Here is a 24,910-nt window from a genome sequence, read left to right on the forward strand (position 1 = left end):
GCCTCTTTTGATCAATATTAAAAATCCCTCAGCGGGATGTATTCCCCGTTTTCCCGAGCTCTTTTTCTGATGTCCATATGGAATTTCAGGGAACCTAAATTGTACTCAGGATCATAATCCTCTTCAAATTCTAGGTATTCATCTGTCTCAGCTTCAGTGAGCGCATAATATCTGTGCACGTACAAACCATACATAATATTGAACCAGTCATGGAATTCAGCAAAAAAATCAAACTCCTCACCTTCTATCCAATAGGAATGTGTATGAATTTGAACAGAAACATCATCACTTCTTCTCAAGGTTAAATAAGTAAACTCATGCTCATTGAGATATTTATCGAAGCGTAACAGTTTTTCTATGATCTGCATTTCTGAACACTCAGAATTATTCAAAAAATCATCATCAAAGTCTCTCGCAAAATGAGTAACCAAGTCTAAATGACTCTTGAGTGAATAGAACAACATATAAAAATCATCCCAACTCATCGTTTCAAAATCAAAGCCCCCCGAAGAAACCTCTATAAAATCATAAGTAGGCTCGTATTTCATCAGCCAAGCCTCCAAAAACTCCTTACTTATTCGCTGTGGCCAATGAGCTGATTCTTTTACTGCTGCGCCCGCAAGTTGTAAATGAAGCATGACATCTGGCTTGTCAGAAAAATCAGTTCTCTCATCCAAATGAGAAGTCAGAACCATAGAATCTCCATACCAACCATTGTTGTCTTCCAGACAGTTAAAACAGTAACACTGGTAGATCTCTGCAATAAGTTCGCCCAGCCCGTCATCGCTTGGCTCTAAGCTAAACCGCAGGTCCAAGTAATCTCGCGTGACCTTACTGTAAAAGCGATAGGTCCTTCGATCTAGCCTAGGGTTACAGGAAAGATTATCGCAATATCCAGTCAGCACCTCTAGCTGAGATTCCCCCTGACTTCTGAAGAGACTAAATATCCCTTCTAATTTTTCAACAAAAAGTGGTAAAGGCATATCCTGATAGGTGTACTGTGGATCCAGCAATTCACCAAGCTGAGCAGAATCCATTTCTGCAAAGGAGTTTATGACTTGATTTAAATAAGAATTCATATGGAAAATCAGAATTTGTGAATTTAAAAAAATTGCCTGCTATTGCTAAATAAAAGTTGGATTACGCAAAGTGTACTCCTCGGTGTACCTCGAAAAAAAAGAAAACCCCAAATACTTTACGTATAAGGAGTTCTTAAAGCGGGAACTGCCCCGATAGCCATCGCGGCTTGATCTATTGACCTCTAAATCATTACCTAGAAAACAATACCACAAGAAGTACAAATTTTAAGCACAAAAAAAAAGGATACCATTTCTAGTATCCTTTGTAGCGGGAACAGCGCTACAAACTACTTCTGATTTTCAGAGACTTACGATAAACCTGGGACAAAAACTGGGACAGGTTCATTTTGCTTTTACAATATTAAATTTATTTGAATTGAACCATTTCGAACCTCTCAAAACATGTGTTTAAACGCCATATAGGTTATGTTTATGGTTTTTGAATGATCTTTTTTCTTTTTGATGTGAAATCAGAAAACGAACCTATTTTAGCTAGGGTCAAAACTAGAAAATGAACCTTTAATTTTCCTGAAAATTTGAAGGTATTTGAGTTGTCTTAGGATTGAAATAATTTGAATGGTTTAGAGTCTCACTTTAGCCTCGTACAATTCGTACGGTACGAGGGGTACGAGCTGTACGAGGTGTACGAATTGTCTATTCATTTTACTTTTTCAGAAGCATTCTCTTTCCTGTTTTGTAAGGAAAACCTAGAATATAATATCGCTTTAAAACAAAGTTTAAACGGTTTAGGGAAGTAAGAAATGGAAAAAATCCTAAATCTAAAAATGACCTTGCCTTTTGATCAATTTTAAACCACTAACAACTTACCAATTAGATCATTTTTAAATTCCAAAGAAAGGAAATGGCATCTAACTGTCCAACAAGCACAAATTGAATAATAGCCGACAGATCACAGATCCGCCGGCTTTAACTAGTAAACCCACCTATTTAGTATAATCTTTACTTTGAGATACGATTTAAAATTATCTGTTCATTTGGAGGTAATCTGGAGCTCTAATACTATCCTGCTTATCATACAGATAATTCCATTGACTCATGTAATCATCTGCTGGTAAAAAGGAATCATTTGTATCATCCAACTTGGCTTGAAGTATTTTTTCCAAGGAATCCTGCAGCTCTGAATACGCTGATTGATTAATTAGATTTTTGTTTTGAAAGGGATCTTTTTTATTGTCATATAGCAACCAAGGTCCCTGCAGATCCTTCACATACGTGTACCGTTCAGTACGAATTCCTCTATATTCCCTACCACCATTCGAAAAATTCCATTCATGAAATGGAACCGGCAACATTATCAGTGCTCCATCATTCTCGATATCTTTTCCACTGAGCAGCGCAGAAGAAAAGTCAGTTCCTTCTATGCTATTAGGAATACTGATATCACTTAATCCCAACAAGGTGGGAAGCAAATCAGGAGTATCTATTGGTCCTTTGATCTTCCTGGATTTATTGATCTTATCTGGATATCTTATCAACATAGGTACTTTGATAGATTCATCCCAAGGTCTTTGCTTTCGCAAAAATCCTTTGGAAAACAGCATATCCCCATGTTCTGAGGTGAATACCAGAATCGTATTTTCTGTAAGACCTTCAGATTCTAATGTTTCAATCAAATCGCCCATTGCCTTGTCCAAAGCTGTTATATGAGCGTAATACCCGGCAATAACTTTCCTGGCACTATCCTGTAAATTTTCAGGAACGTTTGGTCTAAGAGTTAAGGAAGCCGCATCATACATCTCCTGATATTCCTGAGGAGCAGTTTGATAGGGATTATGAGGCGGTCCCCAAGACATCATTAATAAGAATGGGTTATCCTTGTTTTTTTTGATATAACTGATCGCGCTGTCCGTTTGTGAAAAAGCATCGTATCCTTTCCAATATTGCTTTTCATCATTTTCATCAAAGTAAAAGGAGTTGTTATAATCATGTGTCACCTCCCTCACTTTCCAATAATCAAATCCCTGCCTGCGGTCTTTAGTCACCGGTTTGTCTCTCGCGCTAAAGGCATCCTCTCCCCTTTTATGACCATTTAAATGCCACTTTCCTATGTAGCCTGTCTGATAACCTTGCTCTTTATAGATCTCAGCCATTGTCAAAGCTTCGGAAGGAAGAGGCTTATCATTGTAAAAAACACCATTTGTAAGAGGGTATTGTCCTGTCAGAAAACTAGCCCTCCAAGGTGCACAAACCGCCATTACTGTTACGGCATTATCAAAAACCAGACTTTCTTTGGCTAACCTGTCGAGATTTGGTGTGATCACATCGGTATTTCCAGCATATCCCACAGCGTCTGCCCGCCATTGGTCGGCGAGGATGAATATTACGTTCGGTTTTTCGCTTTGGGCTAAGGACTTAAATGGAACTACATAATTGAAAAGGAGCAAAAGATTCAACCCCACTAGGAATTTGTAATCTCGAAGCTTAACTATAAATAAATTAACAATGTCAGTCATATTAATATCCTGGATTTTGGGTTAAACTATTAATAAGTATTTGCTCGGCTGGTAAGGGAGCTAATAGCTTATGGGGATCAATTTGGTAGGCGCTGTTGTATAGAAAATCTTTTTGAGCCAACTCCCGCTGTCCATGAGCAGTCATTACTTCTATAGCTTTGTCTGTTCTTTTTAGATCATACCAACGCTGATTCTCAAAGCAAAACTCAACTTGGCGCTCCTTGGCTATCAACTCTTCCAGTTCTGCTTTTCCATAGCCAGACAGAGAAGCATCCAACCCTGCTCGATCACGCACTTGCTGAACGTAAGGCAAGGCCTCTCCAGTTTTTCCTTGCTCGTTCAAAGCCTCAGCATACATCAATAGCACATCGGAATATCTTAATACCGGGAAATTGTCTCCCGTGCGATCATCAGGCGCAGAGATTGGAGGCTTAAACTTGCCGGTGTACGGTATATCTCTCACCGCACCATCCCAATCGGGACCATTCCAGAATTTTATAGAGACATCTTTTCTTTTATCCCCATCTTCAAAAGCATTCAACAAATCCATTGTTGGCTGGTTCCAGCCAGCAGAGATAATATTAATATTAGGACGTTGTGTAATACTTCCTTTTGAACTCCAAGGCGCGAACATGAAGATAAATCGATTAGAAAGCTCTCGGCTGTTTTCGGAATACTGCACACTAAAAATGGTTTCTGTATAATCCTTGTTACTTGGATCATATAAATCCGCATAATCTGGCAACAGTGAATATTTATTCGAATCAATCACTTTTTTAAGTGCCTTTTCCGCATTGTCATATTCTTTCACTGTCAGATAAACCTTACCCAATAAGCCATAGGCAGCATTCAAATTGGCTCTACCATTTTCCTCCAATTGGGTAGCCAAAGCAAACTGATCTATCGCTGAATTCAAATCACTGATAATACTGGCGTATATCTCTTCCTCGCTTACCCTACCCATTTGAAGTGCTTCCTGAGCGCTAATTGGAGTCAGCACTAATGGAACACCTCCAAATTGCCTTACCAGATTAAAATAATATAAAGCGCGGAGGAAGTAAGCCTCTCCAGAAGATCTGCTTTTATACGCTAAATCTGACCATGCTACTTCAGGCCTATCTATCTCTACCAGCAGTTTGTTGGTTCTATTTATTCCATTGTAAGACAAATTCCAAAACTCTGAATAAGCCCTATTGTCAGCGGTAATGATAAACTGATCAATAACGCCTCGCACAGCCTCACCCGTCAAGATATTATATTGAAAACTGGTATTGTCAGAGATTAACTCTGCAATAACCCAGTGCGTATTTTTCTCAATGTCTCTTAATGGTATATAACAGCCATTGGCTAAGAGAATAAACTCTTCCTGAGATTGATAGAAATTGCCTTCACTCAATGTGGTATCAGGGTAAATTTCCAAGAAATCATCCGCGCAGGAAGTAATAGTAAATAAGAGAACTATATATAGTAACTTTTTCATAATGCAATAATTTAGCTTGTGATGGAACATCGTTTTCATTCCAGATTAAAAAGAAAGATTAATTCCCAATGACATAGTCCTAGACAGCGGATACGATGTCATATCAAAACCAGGAACCAAAGTATTATTCTGGTTCGCTGCCTGGCCTTCAGGATTTGCTCCTTTGTAATTGGTAAACATGGCTAAGTTTTGCACTGTAAAATACAGTCTTGAACTCTTTAATACTTTCATTTTCTCAGACAAGCTCGATGGAATGGTATATCCCAAAGTCAAATTTGCAATACGCAAATAAGAAGCATCCTCCACCCACAGCGTTGATACTCTATGTCCCCAGCTTGGCTTCAATTTTGGCACTCCGGAATGAATACCATCACCTGGGTTCTCAGTACTCCTCCATCTTTGCTCCCAATCTCTATCTACATTGAAAAATCCCTGTAAATTATCCGTGGTTTGTCTCAAGCCATTCATGACTTGACCACCAACTTGACCGTTTATAATTACCCCTAAGTCAAAGTTCTTGTAAGAGAAATTATTGGTAAGTCCGAAGATGAAGTCTGGATGGGGATTACCAATGATTGTGTAATCAAGCACATCATTGATAAATCCATCACCATTTACATCTTTATATTTTACGTTTCCTTCATAGACCTGCGGAGAATTAACTACCCCAGGCTGGCTTAAGTATTCTGGCGTATATACTCCTTCAAGTACAAAACCGAAAAATTGACCAATAGGCTTCCCCACTACTGAAATATGTGTAGGATTCCCATCATTGTTGCCCGACAAAATTCTCACCGTATTATCATTCAAAGAAAGTACTTCGTTTCTGTTGAATGCGACATTCCCACTGATATTCCAACTAAATTCACCAGCGATAGGTGTTCCTCCCAAAGCGATTTCTATCCCTGTGTTTTGAACACTTCCTTGATTAATTGTTTGAGAATTAAATCCAGTGATGGCAGGTATCACATCTTCCAGCAACATGTTATTGCTTCTTCTCTTGAAATAATCAATCATGAAAAAGGCGCGGCTATTGAAAAAATCAAAATCCAATCCCACATCGATTTGATTTGATTCTTCCCAAGTCAGACTAGGATTGGATATCCCAACACTGGAGCCAGTCACCTGAGTATTTCCAAAGACATAGGACCCAGCGCTGATATTAGCCAAATGAGCATAATTCCCGATGTTATTATTTCCACTTTTGCCATAGCTGACTCTTAACTTCAAATTATCTATCCAGGATATGTCATTGAAAAACTCCTCTTCTGACACTCTCCATGCACCCGCTAATGAGGGAAAGATTGCAAAACGGTTATCACTCCCAAATCGTGAAGAACCATCCGCTCTAAAAGTTGCGGTGAATAAATAACGCTCTTTGAATGAATAGTTGATTCTTCCCAAATATGAAATCATACTCCACTCATTTACTGCCTCACCCCATGAATTAATAGCTTGGGCCGCGTTGATCGTTGTTATCAAATCATTCGGATAAGGGCTGGCATTCAAATTTATATTATTGGAATTAAAGCGTTGGATGGTATACCCCAGTAAGGAGTTGAATGAATGTTCTCCAAAACTCAAATCGTAATTAACTGTATTCTCAACCAACCAATTGAAGCTATTGTATCGGGTATTTGTAGAGTTACCTGTACCTGCAGTAGGCGGTCTATTAGATCCCCCCACGGTGCTAGGAACATATTGAAAATACTTAGATGCTTCCAAAATTGTATTCAAGGAAGACCTGAAACGAAGGTTTGGTAATATGCTCCATTCCAAAAATGCTAAGCCCAGGTTTTGAAAGGACTTCTGCTCGGTAGTCATTTCCTGCAGTACATACAATGGATTAGCGAAGCTCCATGCTGAGTGAAATTTGCTTTGAGGAGCTACTATGTATGGTTTAAGATTTCCATTTTCATCATAAGGAGTAGAAATTGGGTTTGCCCAAATACTCACACCTAAGACATCTTCCCTATTAAGGTTTGTATTCGCTCGTTGCTGGCTTATATAGGTGGGTTGTATCGAGACACCTAATTTTAGATTAGGAGTGATATCTGTTTCAATCCCAAGTTTCGTACTAAAACGCTCTATACCAGTTTCCTTCAAAACACCTTGTTGATTAAAATACCCAAGACTGAAATTAATACGAGAATCTTCTGTCCCCTTTTGAAGATTGAAATTGTAATCTTGAATCGGAGCATCTCTAAGAATGAGATCATACCAATCCGTACCTCGCCCAGTAAGCGCATCTAGATCTCTATATTCTGCAGGATAGTCTTCTAAGGTAGACTCTCTATTCTCCCTTAAATCTACTTCAAGGTCAATTCTATCTCGCTGTAGCTGGGCAAACTCTCTCTGATTCAGCATATTTGGTCTACCTTTTTGTGGTACCTGCTGAACTCCGGCCATAGCGGAAAAAGTAATATTAGTCTGGTTATAAGTGCCCTTTTTGGTAGTGATCATGATCACACCATTTGCTCCTCTAGAACCATAAATGGCTGTGGAAGAAGCATCTTTTAAGATTGTGATAGACTCTATATTATTTGGGTCAATGAATGCCAAAGGATTCAAAGACTGGTTCATCCCAGAGGAATAAGGCATACCATCCACTACATAAAGAGGCTCATTCCCAGCTCCAAGGGATCCACTGCCCCGAATCTTGATAGAGGTACCTGCGCCTGGAGCGCCTGATACCTGCTGAATCTGAACACCTGCAACTTGGCCAATCATTTTTTGATCGACCGAAGAAACGGGAAGATCCTTGATCGTTTTTTCATTGACAGTGGCCACAGACCCAGTGACATCTTCCTTCTTCTGAGTTCCGTATCCGACCACTACAACTTCATCTAATGCCTGCTCATCTTCACGCATAGTCACATTGATTTCTGTTTGGTTTGCTACAGCTACTTTTTGCTGACTGAAACCTATAAATGAAAACACCAAGACATCACCTGCTTCAGCTTCAATAGAATATCTCCCATCAATATCAGATACAGTTCCGCTGGTGGTGCCTTCGACGATTATTGTCACTCCTGGTAAGGGCGCTCCGGTATTGTCACTGACAAGACCTGAAATACTTATAGCGCTGATTTGAGTAAGATCTTCCGTTGCCGCGCTCTTGTCCTGGGCAAGCCACATAGAAATATTTCTATTTACCTGTTGAAAATTCAGGCCAGTTTGGCTACCAATTTCCTTAAGTAAGTCTTCTACAGAAACCTTATTAGATCTTACAGATACTTTTTGATTGAGATAGGTTTCATTTTCATGAATTGTAAACTGAAACTCAGTTTGCCTCTCCACTTCATGTAGCACGTTCAGCAGTTTCTCTTCATTAAAAGAAACTTTCACATAAACTTCATCGATTTTTTGGGCTTTGATTGAGTGGGCAAGTACCACGTTCAATACGAGCATTTGAAACAAAAAACCATACAGGGTGTATTTTGTCATCCGCAGTAATAGCAGTAAAGGTTTATTTATCATAATTTTGGGTTATTGAGTACTGACAAGTATTTAATTAGGCATAGCTAATGTGCGTCCAAACAAATTAGTTATGCTGCTTCAGAATCAATGGGGTACGAACCCATTGGTTCTGTTTTTTTAAAATGTGATCGTCACATTCGAATGCTTTATTTCATAGGCAAATTTTCTAGAGTATTGTAAATCAGTTAATACGTTTTTCAAGCTTTGGTTCTCATATACTGTAGTCACTTTCCAGTTGGAAGGCACTTTTCCTCTTAATTCAATTTGAACTCCATACCATCTCTCGAGACTGAGTTTTACTTCAGGAAGATTAGCCTGCGTGAAAACCAACCTCCCTTCTTTCCAGCCAACAACCTCTTCTAAATCAAAGTCTTGCTCTAAAAAAGTTTTGGAATCTGATGAAAGCAACAATTCCTTTCCAGGCTTTAGAATTAAAGAATTGTCTGCATTTGAAAGTTGATTTATACTCACTACTCCTTCCACCAATGAAATCCGTAAATCCTCCTCCTCAAATGCTTTCACATTAAAAGCGGTACCTAAGGCGATGGTTTCAAACGATCTGCTCTCAACTATAAATGGCTTGGATTTATCCTTAGCAACTTCAAAGAAGCCTTCTCCTTTTAGGTAAACCCTTCTCTCATCTCCGACAAATCCGCTTAAATATTTGATACTAGAACTGCTATTCAGGTAAACAACTGAACCATCAGGTAGAAAAATTTTAGTTTTTTGACCGGGCTTATTCTCTCTAAAAATGAAAGTTGGAACTTCGGCCGCTACCTCATTGTCTTTTCCTTTTTCTAGCTGCTGGTAGTAAAAAATACTCATCGCCAATGCTGCCATTAAGAAAATGCTCGCCGCATAATTGAATACAATCCGCCACTTTCTCTGACTAGTGGACTTTTTTTGATGAGCTTTCTCCCAAATATCATTGGCCTTTTCTTCCAAATTGACTAAAATCGGCTCAGGAGTACTTTGGTTAGTTACTTTTTTAAATGTTTCAAATACCTCCAGATTTTCATCACACAGGTTTGCCCAATTTTCCAGGATTAAAAGTTCCTCCTGGCTAGCAGTGTTTGTCAGCCACTTTGAAAGAATAAGGTCGATTTGATCTTCAGGTACATTCACCTTACCAAGACAACTTTAAGAATCAAAAGGCGTAATGCACTTCGAATATTTTATGAAATTTTATTTCAAACCTGATCAAATAAGCAGAACAAATGATACAAATGAAATTCATTTCCCAAACAATGAATCAGCTATAGGATTAATAAAAGCTTTTGGGCTGGACTGAATTGCTATATTTTAAAAAAGTTAGGTTAGAACTTAAAAAAATCGGAAATCAACACGACCAATGTTACTAAACTGCCTACTTTTAAAGAAATCGGGATGATTTTCGGGGCACTATTTTGAGTTTCGATATAAACCGAAATTTCTGCTCTTAAATCCCTTACTGCTAATTCCAAGTGTTTCTTCACAGTTTTTTCGGCAATATCAAGCAATTTGGAAACCTCCTTGATTTTTAGCCCATCATCCTTGATCATTTTGTAGACTAGCCTTCTTTTATGAGGCAATCTATCAACACAGCCTGCTATTTTATCGCGCAATTCTGAAGCTACTAGTTGCTCCAGAGGCTGGGTATATTCATTGGTTTTAAAATCCTGCAGATCAATTGGAGAAAATAAACTACTCTTTCTTTTATTCTTTTTTAGCTGATTAAGGCATTGATTTTTTACAGAATAATATAGGTATCCTTCAAAATTATCTATTTCCATTAGTTGTGATTGATTCTGCAAAAGTCTTATAAAGACTTCTGAAACCATATCTTCAGCCTCTTCATAATTTGGTAAAAAACAGGTAGCAAATGTGATCAGTTTTGAATGATACCTTTTAAAAAGTTCAGTAAAAGCAGCCTTGTCTGAATCCACCGAAATCCTATGTAGTAATAGCTTATTGGAGGACTGAGAGGCCATGGGGATCTGGGTTTATCTATTAAGCATTTTCAATTTGAAACTAACTACTTATAGAATTAGAAAGTATATATCATTTCTAAATCATAAACTCACTAGCTAATCACCACTTAATATCAGCTGTGTAGAATCCATTTCCATCCTGTACTATAGGGGACGAGACTATAAAAAATAATTCTCTTTATCGATTCCTCAAACCATATTTTATTTGCTTTATAAAAGTAAAATCATACTAATAACTAGTTTAAGCATGAATTTCCTGATAAAAATTGATCTTGATTCAGAAAGGATAAGGAATCAAGAAAAAACAAGTTATGCTACTAGGAAAACACTTCATCTTTATTTGAGAAGGACTTGAATTCTATAGGATTGCCGCTAAAGTCAAATACAAACATAGTCAGCTGCTCTCCCACTCCGCCGGCATATCTCTTTTGTGGTTTGATCACAAACTCTATCCCTGCATCTTCCAGCCTTTGTTGAACATCTTCAAATTCTCGGGCTTCCAATAAGCATCCGAAATGTGGGATTGGAACCTTAATCCCATCTACTTTCCCGCAGTAATCCAATTCCGGAAAATTGTCACTGATGTGAGCTGAAAGTTGATTCTCGAAGAAATTAAAATCAAGCCAAGTTTCGGTAGACCTTCTCTCCTCACAGCCCAAAACATCTAGGTAGAATTTACGCGTGGAAGGAATATCTTTTACTTTAAAAGCAAAATGAAATGCACTCATGGGGAAATAAAATTAGAAATGAAACTAAGCAAAATTAGTTTGAAATCGGATTTACATAAAATTGAATCAATTCAAATACTTTAATTATTCCATAAAATCGTTGATATTTACAAACAAGTAACAACGATTTTATGGCAGACACCTTAGATTTAAAAATATTGGATGAATTGAAGCTGAATTCTCGGGCTTCCTTCGCAGAAATAGGACGTAAAGTTGGGCTTTCCCCTTCTTCGGCCAGGGAGAGGGTCCAAAGAATGGAGATCTCAGGCCTTATTAAAAAATATAGCCTAGAGCTAGATTACACTCATCTCGGAAATTCAATCGAAGCATTTATGTTACTCAAAATTTTTCATGGCAAACTCAAGCAATTCCTGACCATAGTCCCCAACTATACGGAAATTCAGGAATGCCATAGAATCTTGGGAAGTGACAATATCCATATGAGATTGGTATTAAAGGATCAACTTCACCTGCAGCGTTTTATTGACTCCATCATGGAATATGGGCATACGACCACCCACTTGATACTGTCAGATATCACTTCCGGTAAAACCAAAAGCATTAAGTAAAGGGAATGTGAAGAAGCTAACCTAACTTCCAAAGCTATCTATCCGTTCCAATCACCTTCACCGACTTGCCGTCTGTGCCGCTTGTCCGGGCTTTTTGCTCCACGAAATAGGGCTGAAAAGTATAGGAAGAGTTCGGGTCCCAGGTGGAATTGTACTTTGGCAACAGCTTCTTCATTTTCCTGATTTTCTTTGCATAGGTTGGGTTACCTGCGAGATTAGAAAATTCATAGGGATCAATCGTATGGTCGTACAATTCTTCAGTCCCATCTTCATATTGAATGTACCGAAAACCATCAGCCTTGATTCCATGGTTATTCATTCCGTAGGTTGTAAGGGCAAATGCCTTTTTCTCATGACTTTTTCCTTGCATGGTTGACACCAGACTTTTACCCTCATTCTTATCATATGCCGGCAGACCACATAGTTCCAAGAGCGTCGGATAGATTGAGAGCATCTCAGCAGGAGAGTCGATCACTTTTCCCTTTGGTAGAGTTGGAGCGACAAAGAGCAACGGGGCTTTGGTGGCAGACTCCCATAAGCCATGCTTGGCAAAAGTCCCTTTCTCCCCCAGTCTATAACCATGGTCTGACCATAGGACAATCACGGTATTGTCGGCATGCCCGCTTTCCTCCAGTGCATCCATTACCCGTCCGATCTCGTAGTCGACAAAACTGACACATGCTAAGTAGGCTTGGATTATTTTCTTCCATTCACCGGATTCAATCGCCCACTCGGTAGAGGGCATCATGGGCAAATCATTGATTTTAAGTCCAACATCCGGAATATCATCGAGATCATTTGACAGGTAAGGAGCTACCTGAATTTCACTCAGAGGGTGCATGTCAAACCACTTTTGAGGAACATAGAGCGGTACATGTGGTCTCAAAAATCCCAAGCCCATAAAGAAGGGCTTGTCATATTCCTTGTTTAATCGTTCAATCACCCAATCCACTGATTGATGATCCGGCATCAGGGAATCGTATTCAGGAAAAGCTCCCCAATCGGTACTGGTACGTCCATAGTTTTTGCGATCTGAAGTACCATAAGCGTCCCACACATATCGCTCATCAGGCAAAGGTCCAAAACCTTTTTTCCTTCCTCCCGACTCATCAAAAAGTCCTTCTGGGGCATGGTCATGAAACAACTTTCCGATACCCATGGTATGATAGCCCTGCTCTCTGAAATACTCGGGGAGAAAAGTTATTTCTGAGGTCGTCGGATTTTCAGATCTGATTTTTTCGTCACTGATCATCCCGTAGACCCCAGTAGTCGAGGGACGCAATCCAGTCATGACCGAAGCCCCTGAAGGACCGCACAGAGGAGCTTGGCTGTGCGCGTTGGAAAAAAGCACGCCTTTGGCCGCCAGTTTGTCAATATTGGGCGTCTTGGTATGGGAGTAATTATTGAGGACCCCTATCCAATTATTCAAATCATCAACGGAGATAAACAGGACATTGGGCTTATCCGAAGGCCCGTCGCTTGTTTGCGCTATCGAATCGGACAGCAGACACAAAAAAAGGAAAAACAGAAGTACTCGTATTATCTTATTCATATCATGGTTCGATAGAGTAATTGAAGTCGCTAAGGCTTCTTGATTTTATCCGACTGGGTGCTAGCATGATAATTTGACAATTCATTGACTTTATCGGGTAAGGAATCAGCCAAATTCACAAGCTCTGTGGGATCATCTTTAATATTGTATAATTCCCAAGCCCCGCCGTTGAGTCTGACAATTTTGTAATCTCCACTTCTAAACATCCTGAATTTTTCCAGGCCTGACATAAAATAGTCTGGTTCCTTTCGCTCTTCTCCCAAAAAAACAGGCAATAACGAACTTCCATGAAGCGGTAAAGTAGGATAGCCTTTTATAGAGTCTGGATATTGTATATCCAATAAATCCAAAAATGTAGGGGCGATATCTACGACATGTCCTGGCTGTTGCGTAATGGTATTGGGCGCTATCTTACCTGGCCAATAAGCTATAAAAGGTGTATGGCTCCCCCCTTCATGGCCACATTGCTTGTATTGTCGATAAGGCGTGTTTCCTAAGTTCGCCCAGGAGGTACGCAAACTCCAGTAGGAGTCGGCAGGGCCCGGCTGTACATCCGGAATCTTGTTTGTGTAAAAGGGACAGGACCCATTATCATTCAAATACATGATCAATGTGTTTTCCAACTTCCCATGCTCCTCGAGCAGCTTCAAAACCCGTCCGATATTTTGATCCATACGGTCAACCATTGCAGCATACACCGCCATTTCAAGATCCAGCGAGTCTTTTTGCCCTTCAGACAAGCTATCCCATGGGTAATAATCTGTATAATCAGAGATGAACGGTCCACGAGCTTTGTTCAAATTATCCTCCGGCGGACTTAATTTTGCAGACTGTGGGAGCACTCCCAATTTTTGCATTCGCTCGAAACGATCCTGCCGAAGCTTATCCCACCCTACACGATATTTCCCCCTATACTTTTCTATGTCTTCAGGTCGGGCCTGTAGCGGAAAATGGGCGGCATGGTAAGGCAGGTAGAGAAAGAATGGGGCATCCTGTTGAAAGGATTCCTTTAACCATTTCAAAGCATAGTCCGTGATGAAATCCGTCTTATACATCGGCGACTTTTCATATTCAATTTCAGTCGCCTTTAATTCCCTTCCTTCAAGAAAAAACGGTTCCTCAAACTCCCCGGAGGGAGGCAAGAAATATTCTGTAGTCGCCCAAAAATAAAATGAATGGTCGAATACATTCTCTGCCTTACAGTACTCAGGCACCCATGGATCAAAGTGTTCTTTTCCACTCATAATATTCGAGTAGCCTGCGTTTTTGGTCAAATTTGCCAGGTGTACAGCGCCATTTCCCCCAGTATACAGGCCAGTTAGCAGCGACGATCTAGTGGGATTGCACTTGGCCATATTGTAAAAAGTAGTGAACCTCAATCCTCCCTCTGCCAAACGATCAAGGTTTGGGGTTTCGATCTCTCCCCCATAAGGGCCAATATCCGAAATACCAATATCGTCTCCCATTATCAAGATGATATTGGGTCTTTCCTCTTTCTTTTCAGTACAGGAGAAGATTAATAAGGATGAAACCAAAACAGCTAAGATTTTTGTAATGAATGTATTGTCGCCGCTGCTAAGCTTGGAACTAAAGTCATCAACCGAATAAAACAGATCGTTCTTTGCCTGATGTGCCTTCAAACGGTTTGTCACATCCATCAAAAAGAAGCAGGTCAAGGCATCTAGTTTTATATAAATGTATCGCATCATCCCTCTATATAATTTCCTAGTCAAATAATCTCAAATCACCGTTATCCTTAACTCCACAGCTTGTGTAACAAACTCTGCCTTGATAGGCAGGGCTTCCACGCCGGGCACCATATTGAAAGTCCTGCCTTTCTCTGTTTCTATAATGGTCAGCGGGACATTTGCTTCAATTTTTACTATGCCCTCAGGCTTGGTAATGATGATCACATGATCCTCTGGCTGTTCGACTGGCTCAGTATTTTTGGAAATAATGGGGATTGTAAATGAGGTTTGCTGCTTCAATACTTGCCTAGTTTCTGCCTTTATCTGCATGCCCTTCTCAGAACAGAGATAAGTGATCCTAAAGCCAGAAGCGGAGTCTTGTAAAATCTCCCTGGCTTCATTTTTTAACTTAACATCTCCCCATATGCGGATTTCACCATTTTGATCTTCTGTAGAAAAAGAGGCTGGTAAATCATAAAGATTGGTAAACCATTCACCTTCCTGAAAAGTCTCCAAGCGAGGTGTAAGGGCAATGTCTTTTCCGGGAGCATCCTGCTGATTTAAAGGCTCCATCAATCTATAAACAGCCAAACTTGCAACACAAAGCAAGCCTACTTTATTATGATAAAGCATTCCTAAAGAATTGCCTGTTGCTTGCCGGAGATCCATTTTAGGATAATACTCAGCATCATAGGCAGAAACAGTTCCCCTCCAATCTCCCCTTGAAAATAGGACTGTATCCAATTCTTCAAAATATCTTAACCCATCAGCCTTGGCTCTAGGAAGTGGATTCGATTGATCTATTGTTGGCATTTGATCCCAATGATCCAAGATCACCGCCAGTGATTTGGCATGGGCAAATGTGTGATGGACGCAAGGTTTAATCCCATGTGAAAGGTAATGTGGACCACCATGAAGTAATCCATCAGCCGTACATCGTTTGAGTAATTCGGTGTTTTTGAATGCTGCGGTCCCAAAAGCTAGATTATAACCAGCCATCAGACTAAATGCGGGTTGGCAACCATCACAGGTTCGACTGCCCCAATAGGTCCATTTAAACATTCGCGTGCCCCAGCTGTTGTCAAAACCTCCATCAGGCAACATAAACTCCATATGACTTGCCAAAGACTTTTGCACCAACTCCAGCAATTCCTCATCCTTTTCATGTAAAGCATATAAAGCCAAACTATTGAGGGACTCTTCTATATTATAGCCTAAATCCACTCCTGGAAGCCCTTTTTCACTTAGTTTGTGAGCAGAAGGTTTTACCTCACCATACAATAATGAATTGGGAGCAGTAAAATACTTTTTTACCTCCGCTGCAAGTTTTTTACTGAGGGCTATGTACTTGGGCTCATCCAGCAAATTCCCAATCAGATTCATCGCATAAATATTGGTCGCTCCGTAGTTCACGTTAGTTGCATCGATGGCAGGAAATTTCCTATAAATGAATTCTGCCGCCTCGCCAAGGCGATCAGTCCAGATCTGTCGACGTCCGGTTGCCAGCAAATCCCCGTGGTATTTCAGAGTCTCCGCCAGCGCTATTGCACCAAATACGGAAGTCCCATTCCAAGAATTGGGATCTACATCATTCGTCCAACTGCCATCAGGTTGGGAGACATTTTGGCTCCATTCAAACACGGCAATCCCCGCATCCAGGTATTTCTTTTCTCCAGTTGCCTCAGCCATATAGAAAAAAGGGTAAACAGCATCAGAAACCCTTCCGTGTATGGTTTCGCAAGCTGGGCAATCCAGCAAACCGTGAACGTTAGGATCAGAAGGATTAATAATTTGAACCTTAATCATCCCATCACACCAATCCTTTAAAAGACTAAAAACCAAAACTCTATATTCTTCTGAGTGAAAAGTGTTAGGATCTACTTTGGCAAAAAGATTAGCAAATGGCAGCGATAGACCGATGCCAGTCAATGCTGTTGTATGGATAAATTCCCTTCTTTTCATTTCAGTCGAATTTGTCTAGTTGAGGTTTGATCAGGATACCTAGTTTAAATTTTGTTTGATAACCTGGCTCGGATTGTATCCTATTCTATGGGCTTTTACCCAGATGCTTTCTACCTCTTCAATATCAATAGGCTCTTGGTATATACTCCAAGTTGGTGATTGTTCACCGTCGGAATTGATCAACTTATATCCTACAGAAGCTCCTTCAGTAACAGATTGAATTTCAATTTTCCCATTAGTGATCTTAATCTCGGGATCAGCTGTGGAAGGCTTGCTACTTGCGCCAGACCAAAGTCTTTTTATTAATTCCTGCTCAGGTAAATTAGGTCTGTCACCAATATCCGTGAGCCAGCGATCCATCTCATTGCTCAATTCCTTGAGTTTGTCTTGGTAATTAGGATCTTCAGCGAGATTATTCAGCTCGTAAGGATCTGCTTCACAATCATATAATTCTTCCTTTGGTTTAGACTTTCGAAACCATTGGGCTTGACTCGCATTCAGTTCTCCGGATTCATTCAAGCGTAAAAGCTCCTGCATCGTTGGGATTTGCTCCCGATAAGTCAAAGGCAAGTAATACCCTTGATTCGGACGATAATTTCTGATGTATTTAAATTGCTTATCACGAACGGCTCGGATGGCATCTGTGACTTCGTCAAAGCGATCAGCAGCACCATGTATGTATTCACGCTTTTCTTTGGACTGGAAATCACCTAAAAATGCCTGTCCTTGCATGTAATCCAGTGGTTTTTCACCAATCAATGAAAGGAGTGTCGGCGCAAAATCCACAAAACTAATCAGCTGATCATCTTTGGATCCAGCTCTCCAAGAATTAGGATAACGGATGATCATAGGTGTATTTAGCCCTGAATCGTAAATCAAACGCTTCTCCCGGGGCAGTGGACCACCGTGATCTCCATAGAACACGATAATGGTATTTTCCAGCAATCCATCTTCTTCCAATTGAGCCAGTATTGCTCCCAACTGCCTATCCATTTCAGAAATATTATTGTAGAGCTTCCACATATCCCGTTGCACTATGGGAGTATTTGGGAGGTAGGGAGGAACCGCAAATTCTTGGTCTTTGGAAACATGAACAGGCGTTTCCGCTTCGGTCATATTTCCCGGCTCCCATTTGTAAGTGGTATCACCTGAGTGGTAATGTCTCATTTCTATATTTCGGAAACCATAAGGTTCGAAAAGACCTGACTCGTGGGTAGTGGTAAAGTTAAAAATTGAGTAAAACGGCTGGTCTTCAGCTCTATTTCTCCAATGTGCATAAGGCCCATTTTCGTCCCAAGCTGTGACAGGTGCTTTAAACTGATAGTCTTCTTTGTAATTATTACTGGTGTAATATCCTTTCTCTCGAAGCAGCTCACTGACCATCTTCACTTTGGGCCCTGGAACAGCTTCATATTTTGGAAGTCCAGTCACTTCGGTATAAGAATCAGTTCTCATATGATTGGCTCCTATACTAGAAGGATACATGCCAGTGGCTATTGCGGCTCTACTAGGTGCGCAGACTCCTGAAGTGGAGTACAAATTGGTGTATATGACTCCCTCTCTAGCTAGACGATTCAAATTCGGAGTAATGGCACTTGAATCTCCAAAAGCAGGGATATAGGCTCCCATATCTTCGGTCACCAACCATAAAATATTGGGGCGATCAGGGAGAGAATATTCAGATTCATTTGCTTCGAGAGCGGATCCTTTACTGGTACATCCGTATGCAAACAGCATGGCAAGCAAAACCAAAATATGATTTTTGACTGCGTAGTCTGTAGAGTTTTTGATAAGATATTTATTTACAAGGCTCATTGAATTTGATGGTTTTTGAAAGCTTAATTTTTTCTGTAAAATGGCAAGACCAATAAACTAACTAAGATGTATGTACTCTTACCACTAATCAGAAAGAATTGACTTTCAACAGAATAGTATGTTTACCAGATTCTAGCCTTATCGTACCAAACGCTGTGGCTACTTTCTGCCCATTATGAATTACATCCTTTCCTTCCATTTCGGTTAAAGAAAATTCAGCCACCATATTTGCCGGTATTTCTATCTCATAGGTCTGCAGCCTAGCGTTATTGAAAATATAATTAGCCTTGATTGAACCCAAAACAGTTGGAACCTCGATTGCACTGGATTTGAGCGTACTCATTTGAGGCTGAATCTGAGCAATACCAAACCCAGGGGTTTTAGGCTGTATTCCCCATAAACCTCTCGGGATTACATTGGCCGGAACAGCTCCCCAAGGATGATTCCAATCCAGGTTATTTTTGTATTTGTTATCCCAGGCTTCCAGAGTAATCGTTGATCCCAGTTTTATCATATTGTACCAACTTCTATCGCTGGTATCCACCAATAGTGATAAAGCATAATCCTGCTCCCCTGCCCGGTAAAGCCCATCCATCAGGTATTGGGAACCATAAACACTACAGGCCATTCCACGGGATTTGATAAATTCCACGACTGACTCCTTATGCTCCTCTGGCACCAGCCCAAAAGCCAGGGGCATCATATTGGCGTGCAAGGAAGCATGATCTGTATCGATTCCATCTACATAAATTCCACGCTCAGAATCAAACATTTGCTCATTGAGCGATTTCTTCACCTTGGCAGCCCGGTATTCAAATTCCAGGGCTTCTTGTGTTTTACCCATGATCTTGGCAAATTCAGCCATGATTCTCATGTTTTCATAGTAGAAGGCATTGATCAACGTATTATAGGGCTTGAAAACAAAGTTGTCCTGCTCTCCCATAGTAACCGCTCCATTAAACTTTGCCGGTGGCCAGTCCACAATATCCGTAAGTGGCTTTTTATAATCCTCCTTAAAACCCAGCTTCAACATGTAATCATGATCCACCTTGGTAGAAGTGATCAGTCCATCCTCATTTGCCAACTCATAAAGTGTTTTATACTTCAATGGCTCATAGTATTTCTCGATCAATTCCGTATTACCCGTGTACATATAGTCCGCATAGAACATCAGTGCCACGTGTTGCTGCCACTCTGTAGGCCAGGTAGGATGCTCCATAAAATACTCTATCGTCCTTCTGGCCATGGCGTATTCAGCATCCGTAGTATAATGACTCAGCTGATTTAAATACGCGTCTGATTCATAAGGAATTCTCTCCCGATCCCCGTCCACGTAAAGCCCATTGAAAGTGGTCGCTTTGATGGTGTATTTACACAGCTCCCAAACTTGATTTAAAATAGCATCAGAACTCTCAAAAGCACTTGCTTTATCATCAAAATAGGTATGGTAAGCAAGTTGGATAAAGTCATCACCTACTAAATTCCCGCTTGCACCTTCCACCTCAGCATATCTAAAAGGCATCAAAACAGGAGTTCCTTCAGGTAAAGGCAGCGCTACTCCCAGAAGCGTATTTCTTTCGTCCTTTTGTATAGGCAATTGATAGGTTGTTTGACCTGGTTTTACCTCTACTGCGATTTCCTGATAGCGAATGTGGCTCTTTGCGGGAGGAGTTCTGTTGACAGCTTCGCCATCAGCCATTTCTCCTATTCTAAAAATCAGAGTCTCCGCCTTATCCGTTTTATAATTGAACTCAATAGTAGCAAACGCTGCTTTACCAAAATCCATGAAATAAGTATTACCTTTTTTCTCAAAAACCCGAGGTTTAATTCTACTTACATCCTGGATATTGGCAGTAGAAATCATCTTATCCTCACTTTCACCCACGGTGAATTTCTGAGCCTTTGAATAATCCACCACTCGATTTTCCTCATCCCATATCCTCACTTTCCAATAATAACTTTTCCCTTCTTCCAAAGTCTCTCCCTTGTATTCTACATTGGAAGAACTGCTGGATCTCACCTGAGCGCTATTCCATACATCGCCTGAATTCAAATTAATCAGCTCTTCACTGGAACTGACTAGGATTTGGTAGGCAGACTGAGTTTTGGAAAATTCCGATATCTGCCAGCCAAATTCAGGTTTGGTATCCAAAATCTTTACAGCATTTTGAGGATCCCTAATGAGCTCAACGGTCAGATTAGATGGCGCAGCTCTGTATTTATTACTGAATTTAGTGATCAGCTCATCCGTTTTGGATCGAAGGTTTCTAGCAATGTCCTTATACTTTGGATCATTGATAAGGTTATTAATTTCCTGTGGATCGTCTTTTAGTTGATAAAGTTCTTCCACCTTTTTGTCATTGACATAGCGGAAATATTTCCAATCCTCGGTGCGAACTCCTTCACTTGGCGGTATTTCATCAAATTCCCAAATATGCTCTATTAATACCGTGTCTCTACCGATTTCTTGATCTTGTCCGGTCACGATCGGCATCAAACTCTTTCCATGCCAACTTTCTGGAGCTTCAACACCCGCCAAATCAGCAATAGTTGCTGGCACATCAATATTGAGCACCATGTCTTTTACATCTTGATGGCTACCTACACGCGGATCATAAATAATCAAAGGAACACGAATGGAATTATCATACATCAGCCATTTTCCTGCAAGTTGACGCTCACCTAGAAAGTAGCCATTATCACCCATTACGATAATTACTGTGTTCTTGTCTAGTCCCTTTTCGGCTAGTTTCTGACGAATCTTGGCGATCTCCAGGTCAATACCCGAAATCATTCTATAATATCCTTTCAGGCTATGCTGATACTTTTCTTCAGTATCATACCTCCAAGTCCATCTCAGGCGGTTAAATCCGTCGCGAACAAACTGGGGTTGCGCTTGAAAATACTTATCCTCTCCGAGTACAGGTCCTGGAATAGTGGTATTCTGAAGCAATTGATCTGTGGTGGATTGCCAAAAATACTGATCAGGAGCACCGTCGTGCGCATGAGGTGCACTGAAGCTCAATGATAAACTAAAAGGTTGATCTGAAGGAGCCTTATCGATAAAATCCAGTGCCTGCTGGCCGGTATATCGGGTCAGGTGGACTGTATCTCCATCGATGGTTTTGTAGAAATACCCTCTTTTGTCAGGATATTGATTGTTGCGGTCATAGGACTCATACTCATCGAATTGTTTGTCCAGATCATCGTATCGCACGCCATACTTTCCATAAAATGCCGTATAATATCCATTGTTTTTTAGAACTGTTGGATAGGAGTTTTCCATGTATTCTGACCGGATGTTACCTGTCTGGAAATTGAAATTATGTGATCGTTCGTAAAGCCCGGTGAACAAACTGGCTCTACTAGCCGCGCAGATTGGCGTAGTGACTATGGCAGTTTCAAAATAGACTCCCGTTTCGGCAAGCTTATCCATTTCCGGTGTCTGGACAAATTTATTCCCCGCATATCCTAATGCATCAAAGCGCTGATCATCAGTTAGAATGAAAATAATATTTGGTTTATCCGAAGGTGATTTTGACTCCTGAGCAAGAAGTTTTGTTGCATTGAAGGGAATATATAAAAAGCAAACTACTGCTATAAACTTGTTCATTAATTTGGGTGAATTTTAATTGATGTAGGGAAATTTTGATCCACTATTGAAATGGAAATTCAAATTAGATTTTAAGAATTAAACTACTATCCTGTACCCTAGTGTATGATAAATAGCTTTAAATCTTCAGTGATTATTTCGGATCGGTTTGTAGAAAACAGAAAGAAGCAAGCATTAGTCGACTTACTTCTTTCTTGTTTATTTTAAAATTAGAACGGTTGATACCTCACGTAACTGTTCAGCTGATGCCCAATTCCATTGGTAAAAATGAAATTATGAAGATTCACCACCGTACCTCTAGAAGTGCTCGGCATATTGGAAGGTGTGGATGGAGAACCTATCCTAGCAATGCTGGTATTGATACGGATAGATTGATCAAATAATCGCTTATTAATCTCAATCGAGCCCGAATCCCCCGGTACTAACGTCTGGTAGTACAAGAAGAAATCGTTTTTAGGTATGGCAGGTTGAGACAAATACTCATCAATAATGTGGTATCTCAGAACATGCTCAAGCCTCTCATTGCTGATCGAGTCAAGCGGATAATCTCTATTACCTGCCATGTTCTGTATCAGCTGATTATTTCCATTCCAAGCACTGTTTCTTAATAAGAGATAAGTCGTGGTAGTGTCCTGCCCTAAATACAAATCTTCCAATCCTGTTCGAGCAATTGCTTCGAGCAAGTAATTAAATTCTGGAAGTCCGTTGGCATCCTGGTAGGTAGGATCGCTATTTATCATCTCCAGCCATTCTAGAGCTGACATTCCTGTAGGCTTATTTCCAAAAGGCTCCGGCACGTACTCCCATTCCTTTTGTAGTTCCAGATCACAACTGAATGTGGCAAAAGCGACAACAGCTGCAATCAATAGTTTACTTGCCTTATTTATATATACTTTCATATGATTATAATTATTTTTTTAGAGGTCATATGGAATCTCACATAGCCAATAATTATGTCAGTGTGTGACGTTTGAGTCATGCTCGATTTCATCTGTAAGTTCATTTAAATTAATAACCAGTAGTCTGAGTTAAATTTGGGTTATCTACCAAATGCTGAAACCAGATCGGAAACAATAATCTATCAGCACCTTGCCCATTGATTGGTGCCATTACTTCGACCGCTTTATCATTACGAATAAGGTCCCACCATCTTTTCCCTTCAGCCAACAACTCGAACTGACGCTCATCCAAGACTACATTCAGCAATTCTTCACTAGTTGCATAGTCTGCCAGCTGAATACCTGGAAGATCCCTTGCTTGCCTCACTCTATTGACCAGATTTGCTGCTTCTTCCAGATTACCTAATTGAAGTTCAGCTTCGGCTTTGAGCAACAACATGCCTGCATACCTATATACCACCACATCTGTATCATCCTCATTCCCAGAGTAATTGGTCAGATTATACTTTCCATAACGTCTTTCACCAATTACCTTTTCAGACTCAGCAAGCTGTAAGTACCTGAAATAGTCACCATATATAGTCTGTCCGGTATTTTCATCCACAGTTTTAGGAGTATAATCAGGATACTTCATATGCCAAGAAATAGAATCAGTAGGGAATGTTTCTATCCACTTATTTTCCAGTCTTTCAGAGATAAAGTATGGCGGCACCCCAGCCCAAAATAGACTGTAAATTCCACCAGCCCCCTGATCTTCTTCAATATTTAATACGATGGAGAAAATAAGTTCTGTACCTGTTTCCATTTGATTTGTAGGAAGACCTGATCTTTCTGGCTCATTTCGGAAAAGGGCATGGAAGTCTTCGGCAGTGTTTACCAAGGTAAATTGACTTAAATCTTCCAACTTGTCCAGCGCCACCTTTGCCATGGCATATTCTTTCAAATGCATATAAACTTCTGCCTGTAAGCTGTAAACACTTGATAATGAGAATCTGGATTTCTCATGAGGATTAAGGATCAACTCCTCAGCCTTTAGCATGTCCGGAATTATCAAATTATTCATGATCTCCTCTCCGGAGGTCTTTTCTCTATAGATATCATCATTGACGCCGGAAATCACATCTAGGTATAAGGGCACGTCACCAAATGTTCGAACCAAATCGAAGTATACAAAAGCACGAATAGCATGAGCCTGACCTAAAAGTCCATTTACATCTCCTGAAATGTCGGGTATATTATTGATAGCCAGATTGGCTCTCAGAAGCACATTGTACATATCGCCCCATCCACCATAATTTCGACTCTGATCGTTTAGATTATTGGTCGTAAGCTGAAGTGCTTCAGGGTTTTCCCCAGCTGGAGAAGCAGCGAAATTATCTGATCGTAATTCTCCCCAGACAAAATATTTTCGGGAATAAGCTTCCTGCATGGCATCATAAATACCTGCCACACCGGATTGGGCATCTGCCTCTGTCTCCCAAAATTGTGCATCAGAAACTTCACTCTGTGGATTCTCCTCCAGCATGCTGTCACAACCTTGCGAAATCATCACAGTTATTGCCAACAGCAGTCCTAACTTTGTTTTATTTATAATTTTCATA

The 24,910-nt window shown here is 40.3% G+C and carries 15 protein-coding genes; 1 reads left to right on the plus strand and 14 read right to left on the minus strand.

All coding sequences use genetic code 11. The annotated features are described in order from the left end of the window. Nucleotides 1-17: 17 nt before the first annotated feature. The 7 genes from LV85_RS03495 to LV85_RS03525 all read right to left on the minus strand — a co-directional run bounded on the left by LV85_RS03495 (nt 18) and on the right by LV85_RS03525 (nt 11,211). Entirely contained in the window at nt 18-1,079 is a 1,062-nt protein-coding gene (locus tag LV85_RS03495; protein ID WP_111316793.1) for a hypothetical protein, read from the minus strand. A 983-nt stretch (nt 1,080-2,062) separates the two neighbouring features. Continuing rightward, nucleotides 2,063-3,553, minus strand: coding sequence for a sulfatase family protein (locus tag LV85_RS03500; RefSeq protein WP_111316794.1), 1,491 nt, complete (start codon nt 3,551-3,553; stop codon nt 2,063-2,065). Nucleotide 3,554: 1 nt separating this feature from the next. Beyond that, the gene (locus LV85_RS03505; RefSeq protein ID WP_111316845.1) at nt 3,555-5,033 is read right to left on the minus strand and encodes a RagB/SusD family nutrient uptake outer membrane protein; all 1,479 of its coding nucleotides are present in this window, start codon (nt 5,031-5,033) and stop codon (nt 3,555-3,557) included. A 45-nt stretch (nt 5,034-5,078) separates the two neighbouring features. Further along, entirely contained in the window at nt 5,079-8,513 is a 3,435-nt protein-coding gene (locus LV85_RS03510; RefSeq protein ID WP_111316795.1) for a SusC/RagA family TonB-linked outer membrane protein, read from the minus strand. A gap of 117 nt (nt 8,514-8,630) precedes the next feature. Continuing rightward, entirely contained in the window at nt 8,631-9,638 is a 1,008-nt protein-coding gene (locus tag LV85_RS03515; protein ID WP_111316796.1) for a FecR family protein, read from the minus strand. 191 nt (nt 9,639-9,829) lie between these two features. Beyond that, on the minus strand, nt 9,830-10,438 hold the full coding sequence (locus tag LV85_RS03520) for an RNA polymerase sigma factor (protein ID WP_158531129.1): 609 nt from the start codon (nt 10,436-10,438) through the stop codon (nt 9,830-9,832). 362 nt (nt 10,439-10,800) lie between these two features. After that, on the minus strand, nt 10,801-11,211 hold the full coding sequence (locus LV85_RS03525; RefSeq protein ID WP_111316798.1) for a VOC family protein: 411 nt from the start codon (nt 11,209-11,211) through the stop codon (nt 10,801-10,803). Between the two features lie 131 nt (nt 11,212-11,342). Between LV85_RS03525 and LV85_RS03530 the strand changes: the two genes are divergently transcribed. Then, nucleotides 11,343-11,780: an Lrp/AsnC family transcriptional regulator gene (locus LV85_RS03530; RefSeq protein WP_111316799.1), complete on the plus strand. Its 438-nt coding sequence runs from the start codon at nt 11,343-11,345 to the stop codon at nt 11,778-11,780. Between the two features lie 34 nt (nt 11,781-11,814). Here the strand turns inward: LV85_RS03530 and LV85_RS03535 are convergent, their stop codons facing one another. The 7 genes from LV85_RS03535 to LV85_RS03565 all read right to left on the minus strand — a co-directional run bounded on the left by LV85_RS03535 (nt 11,815) and on the right by LV85_RS03565 (nt 24,909). Beyond that, complete coding sequence (locus LV85_RS03535; RefSeq protein WP_111316800.1) at nt 11,815-13,332, minus strand: sulfatase; 1,518 nt, start codon at nt 13,330-13,332, stop codon at nt 11,815-11,817. A gap of 29 nt (nt 13,333-13,361) precedes the next feature. Next, nucleotides 13,362-15,041 (minus strand): arylsulfatase, encoded by a 1,680-nt coding sequence (locus tag LV85_RS03540; RefSeq protein WP_245942123.1) that lies wholly within the window; start codon nt 15,039-15,041, stop codon nt 13,362-13,364. Nucleotides 15,042-15,071: 30 nt separating this feature from the next. Then, a complete protein-coding gene (locus LV85_RS03545) occupies nt 15,072-16,982 on the minus strand; it encodes a hypothetical protein (protein WP_111316801.1) in 1,911 nt (636 codons plus the stop codon). A gap of 39 nt (nt 16,983-17,021) precedes the next feature. Beyond that, entirely contained in the window at nt 17,022-18,797 is a 1,776-nt protein-coding gene (locus LV85_RS03550) for a sulfatase family protein (protein WP_245942125.1), read from the minus strand. A gap of 88 nt (nt 18,798-18,885) precedes the next feature. Then, a complete protein-coding gene (locus LV85_RS03555; protein WP_111316802.1) occupies nt 18,886-22,410 on the minus strand; it encodes a sulfatase-like hydrolase/transferase in 3,525 nt (1,174 codons plus the stop codon). 209 nt (nt 22,411-22,619) lie between these two features. After that, nucleotides 22,620-23,309, minus strand: a complete 690-nt coding sequence (locus LV85_RS03560) for a fasciclin domain-containing protein (protein WP_111316803.1) — start codon at nt 23,307-23,309, stop codon at nt 22,620-22,622. Between the two features lie 109 nt (nt 23,310-23,418). Continuing rightward, nucleotides 23,419-24,909 carry a RagB/SusD family nutrient uptake outer membrane protein gene (locus tag LV85_RS03565; protein ID WP_111316804.1) on the minus strand — a complete coding sequence of 497 codons (1,491 nt, stop codon included), beginning with the start codon at nt 24,907-24,909 and terminating at the stop codon, nt 23,419-23,421. Between the last annotated feature and the right edge of the window lies 1 nt (nt 24,910).

This window comes from Algoriphagus chordae (genome assembly GCF_003254055.1).
Lineage (GTDB): Bacteria > Bacteroidota > Bacteroidia > Cytophagales > Cyclobacteriaceae > Algoriphagus > Algoriphagus chordae.

Coding starts and splice junctions, on each gene's coding strand:
- LV85_RS03545 (WP_111316801.1), bottom strand. CDS start 16,982: ATGAAAAGAAGGGAATTTATCCATACAACAGCATTGACTGGCATCGGT.
- LV85_RS03505 (WP_111316845.1), bottom strand. CDS start 5,033: ATGAAAAAGTTACTATATATAGTTCTCTTATTTACTATTACTTCCTGC.
- LV85_RS03555 (WP_111316802.1), bottom strand. CDS start 22,410: ATGAACAAGTTTATAGCAGTAGTTTGCTTTTTATATATTCCCTTCAAT.
- LV85_RS03535 (WP_111316800.1), bottom strand. CDS start 13,332: ATGAATAAGATAATACGAGTACTTCTGTTTTTCCTTTTTTTGTGTCTG.
- LV85_RS03510 (WP_111316795.1), bottom strand. CDS start 8,513: ATGATAAATAAACCTTTACTGCTATTACTGCGGATGACAAAATACACC.
- LV85_RS03530 (WP_111316799.1), top strand. CDS start 11,343: ATGGCAGACACCTTAGATTTAAAAATATTGGATGAATTGAAGCTGAAT.
- LV85_RS03500 (WP_111316794.1), bottom strand. CDS start 3,553: ATGACTGACATTGTTAATTTATTTATAGTTAAGCTTCGAGATTACAAA.
- LV85_RS03560 (WP_111316803.1), bottom strand. CDS start 23,309: ATGAAAGTATATATAAATAAGGCAAGTAAACTATTGATTGCAGCTGTT.
- LV85_RS03540 (WP_245942123.1), bottom strand. CDS start 15,041: ATGATGCGATACATTTATATAAAACTAGATGCCTTGACCTGCTTCTTT.
- LV85_RS03550 (WP_245942125.1), bottom strand. CDS start 18,797: ATGAGCCTTGTAAATAAATATCTTATCAAAAACTCTACAGACTACGCA.
- LV85_RS03525 (WP_111316798.1), bottom strand. CDS start 11,211: ATGAGTGCATTTCATTTTGCTTTTAAAGTAAAAGATATTCCTTCCACG.
- LV85_RS03495 (WP_111316793.1), bottom strand. CDS start 1,079: ATGAATTCTTATTTAAATCAAGTCATAAACTCCTTTGCAGAAATGGAT.
- LV85_RS03565 (WP_111316804.1), bottom strand. CDS start 24,909: ATGAAAATTATAAATAAAACAAAGTTAGGACTGCTGTTGGCAATAACT.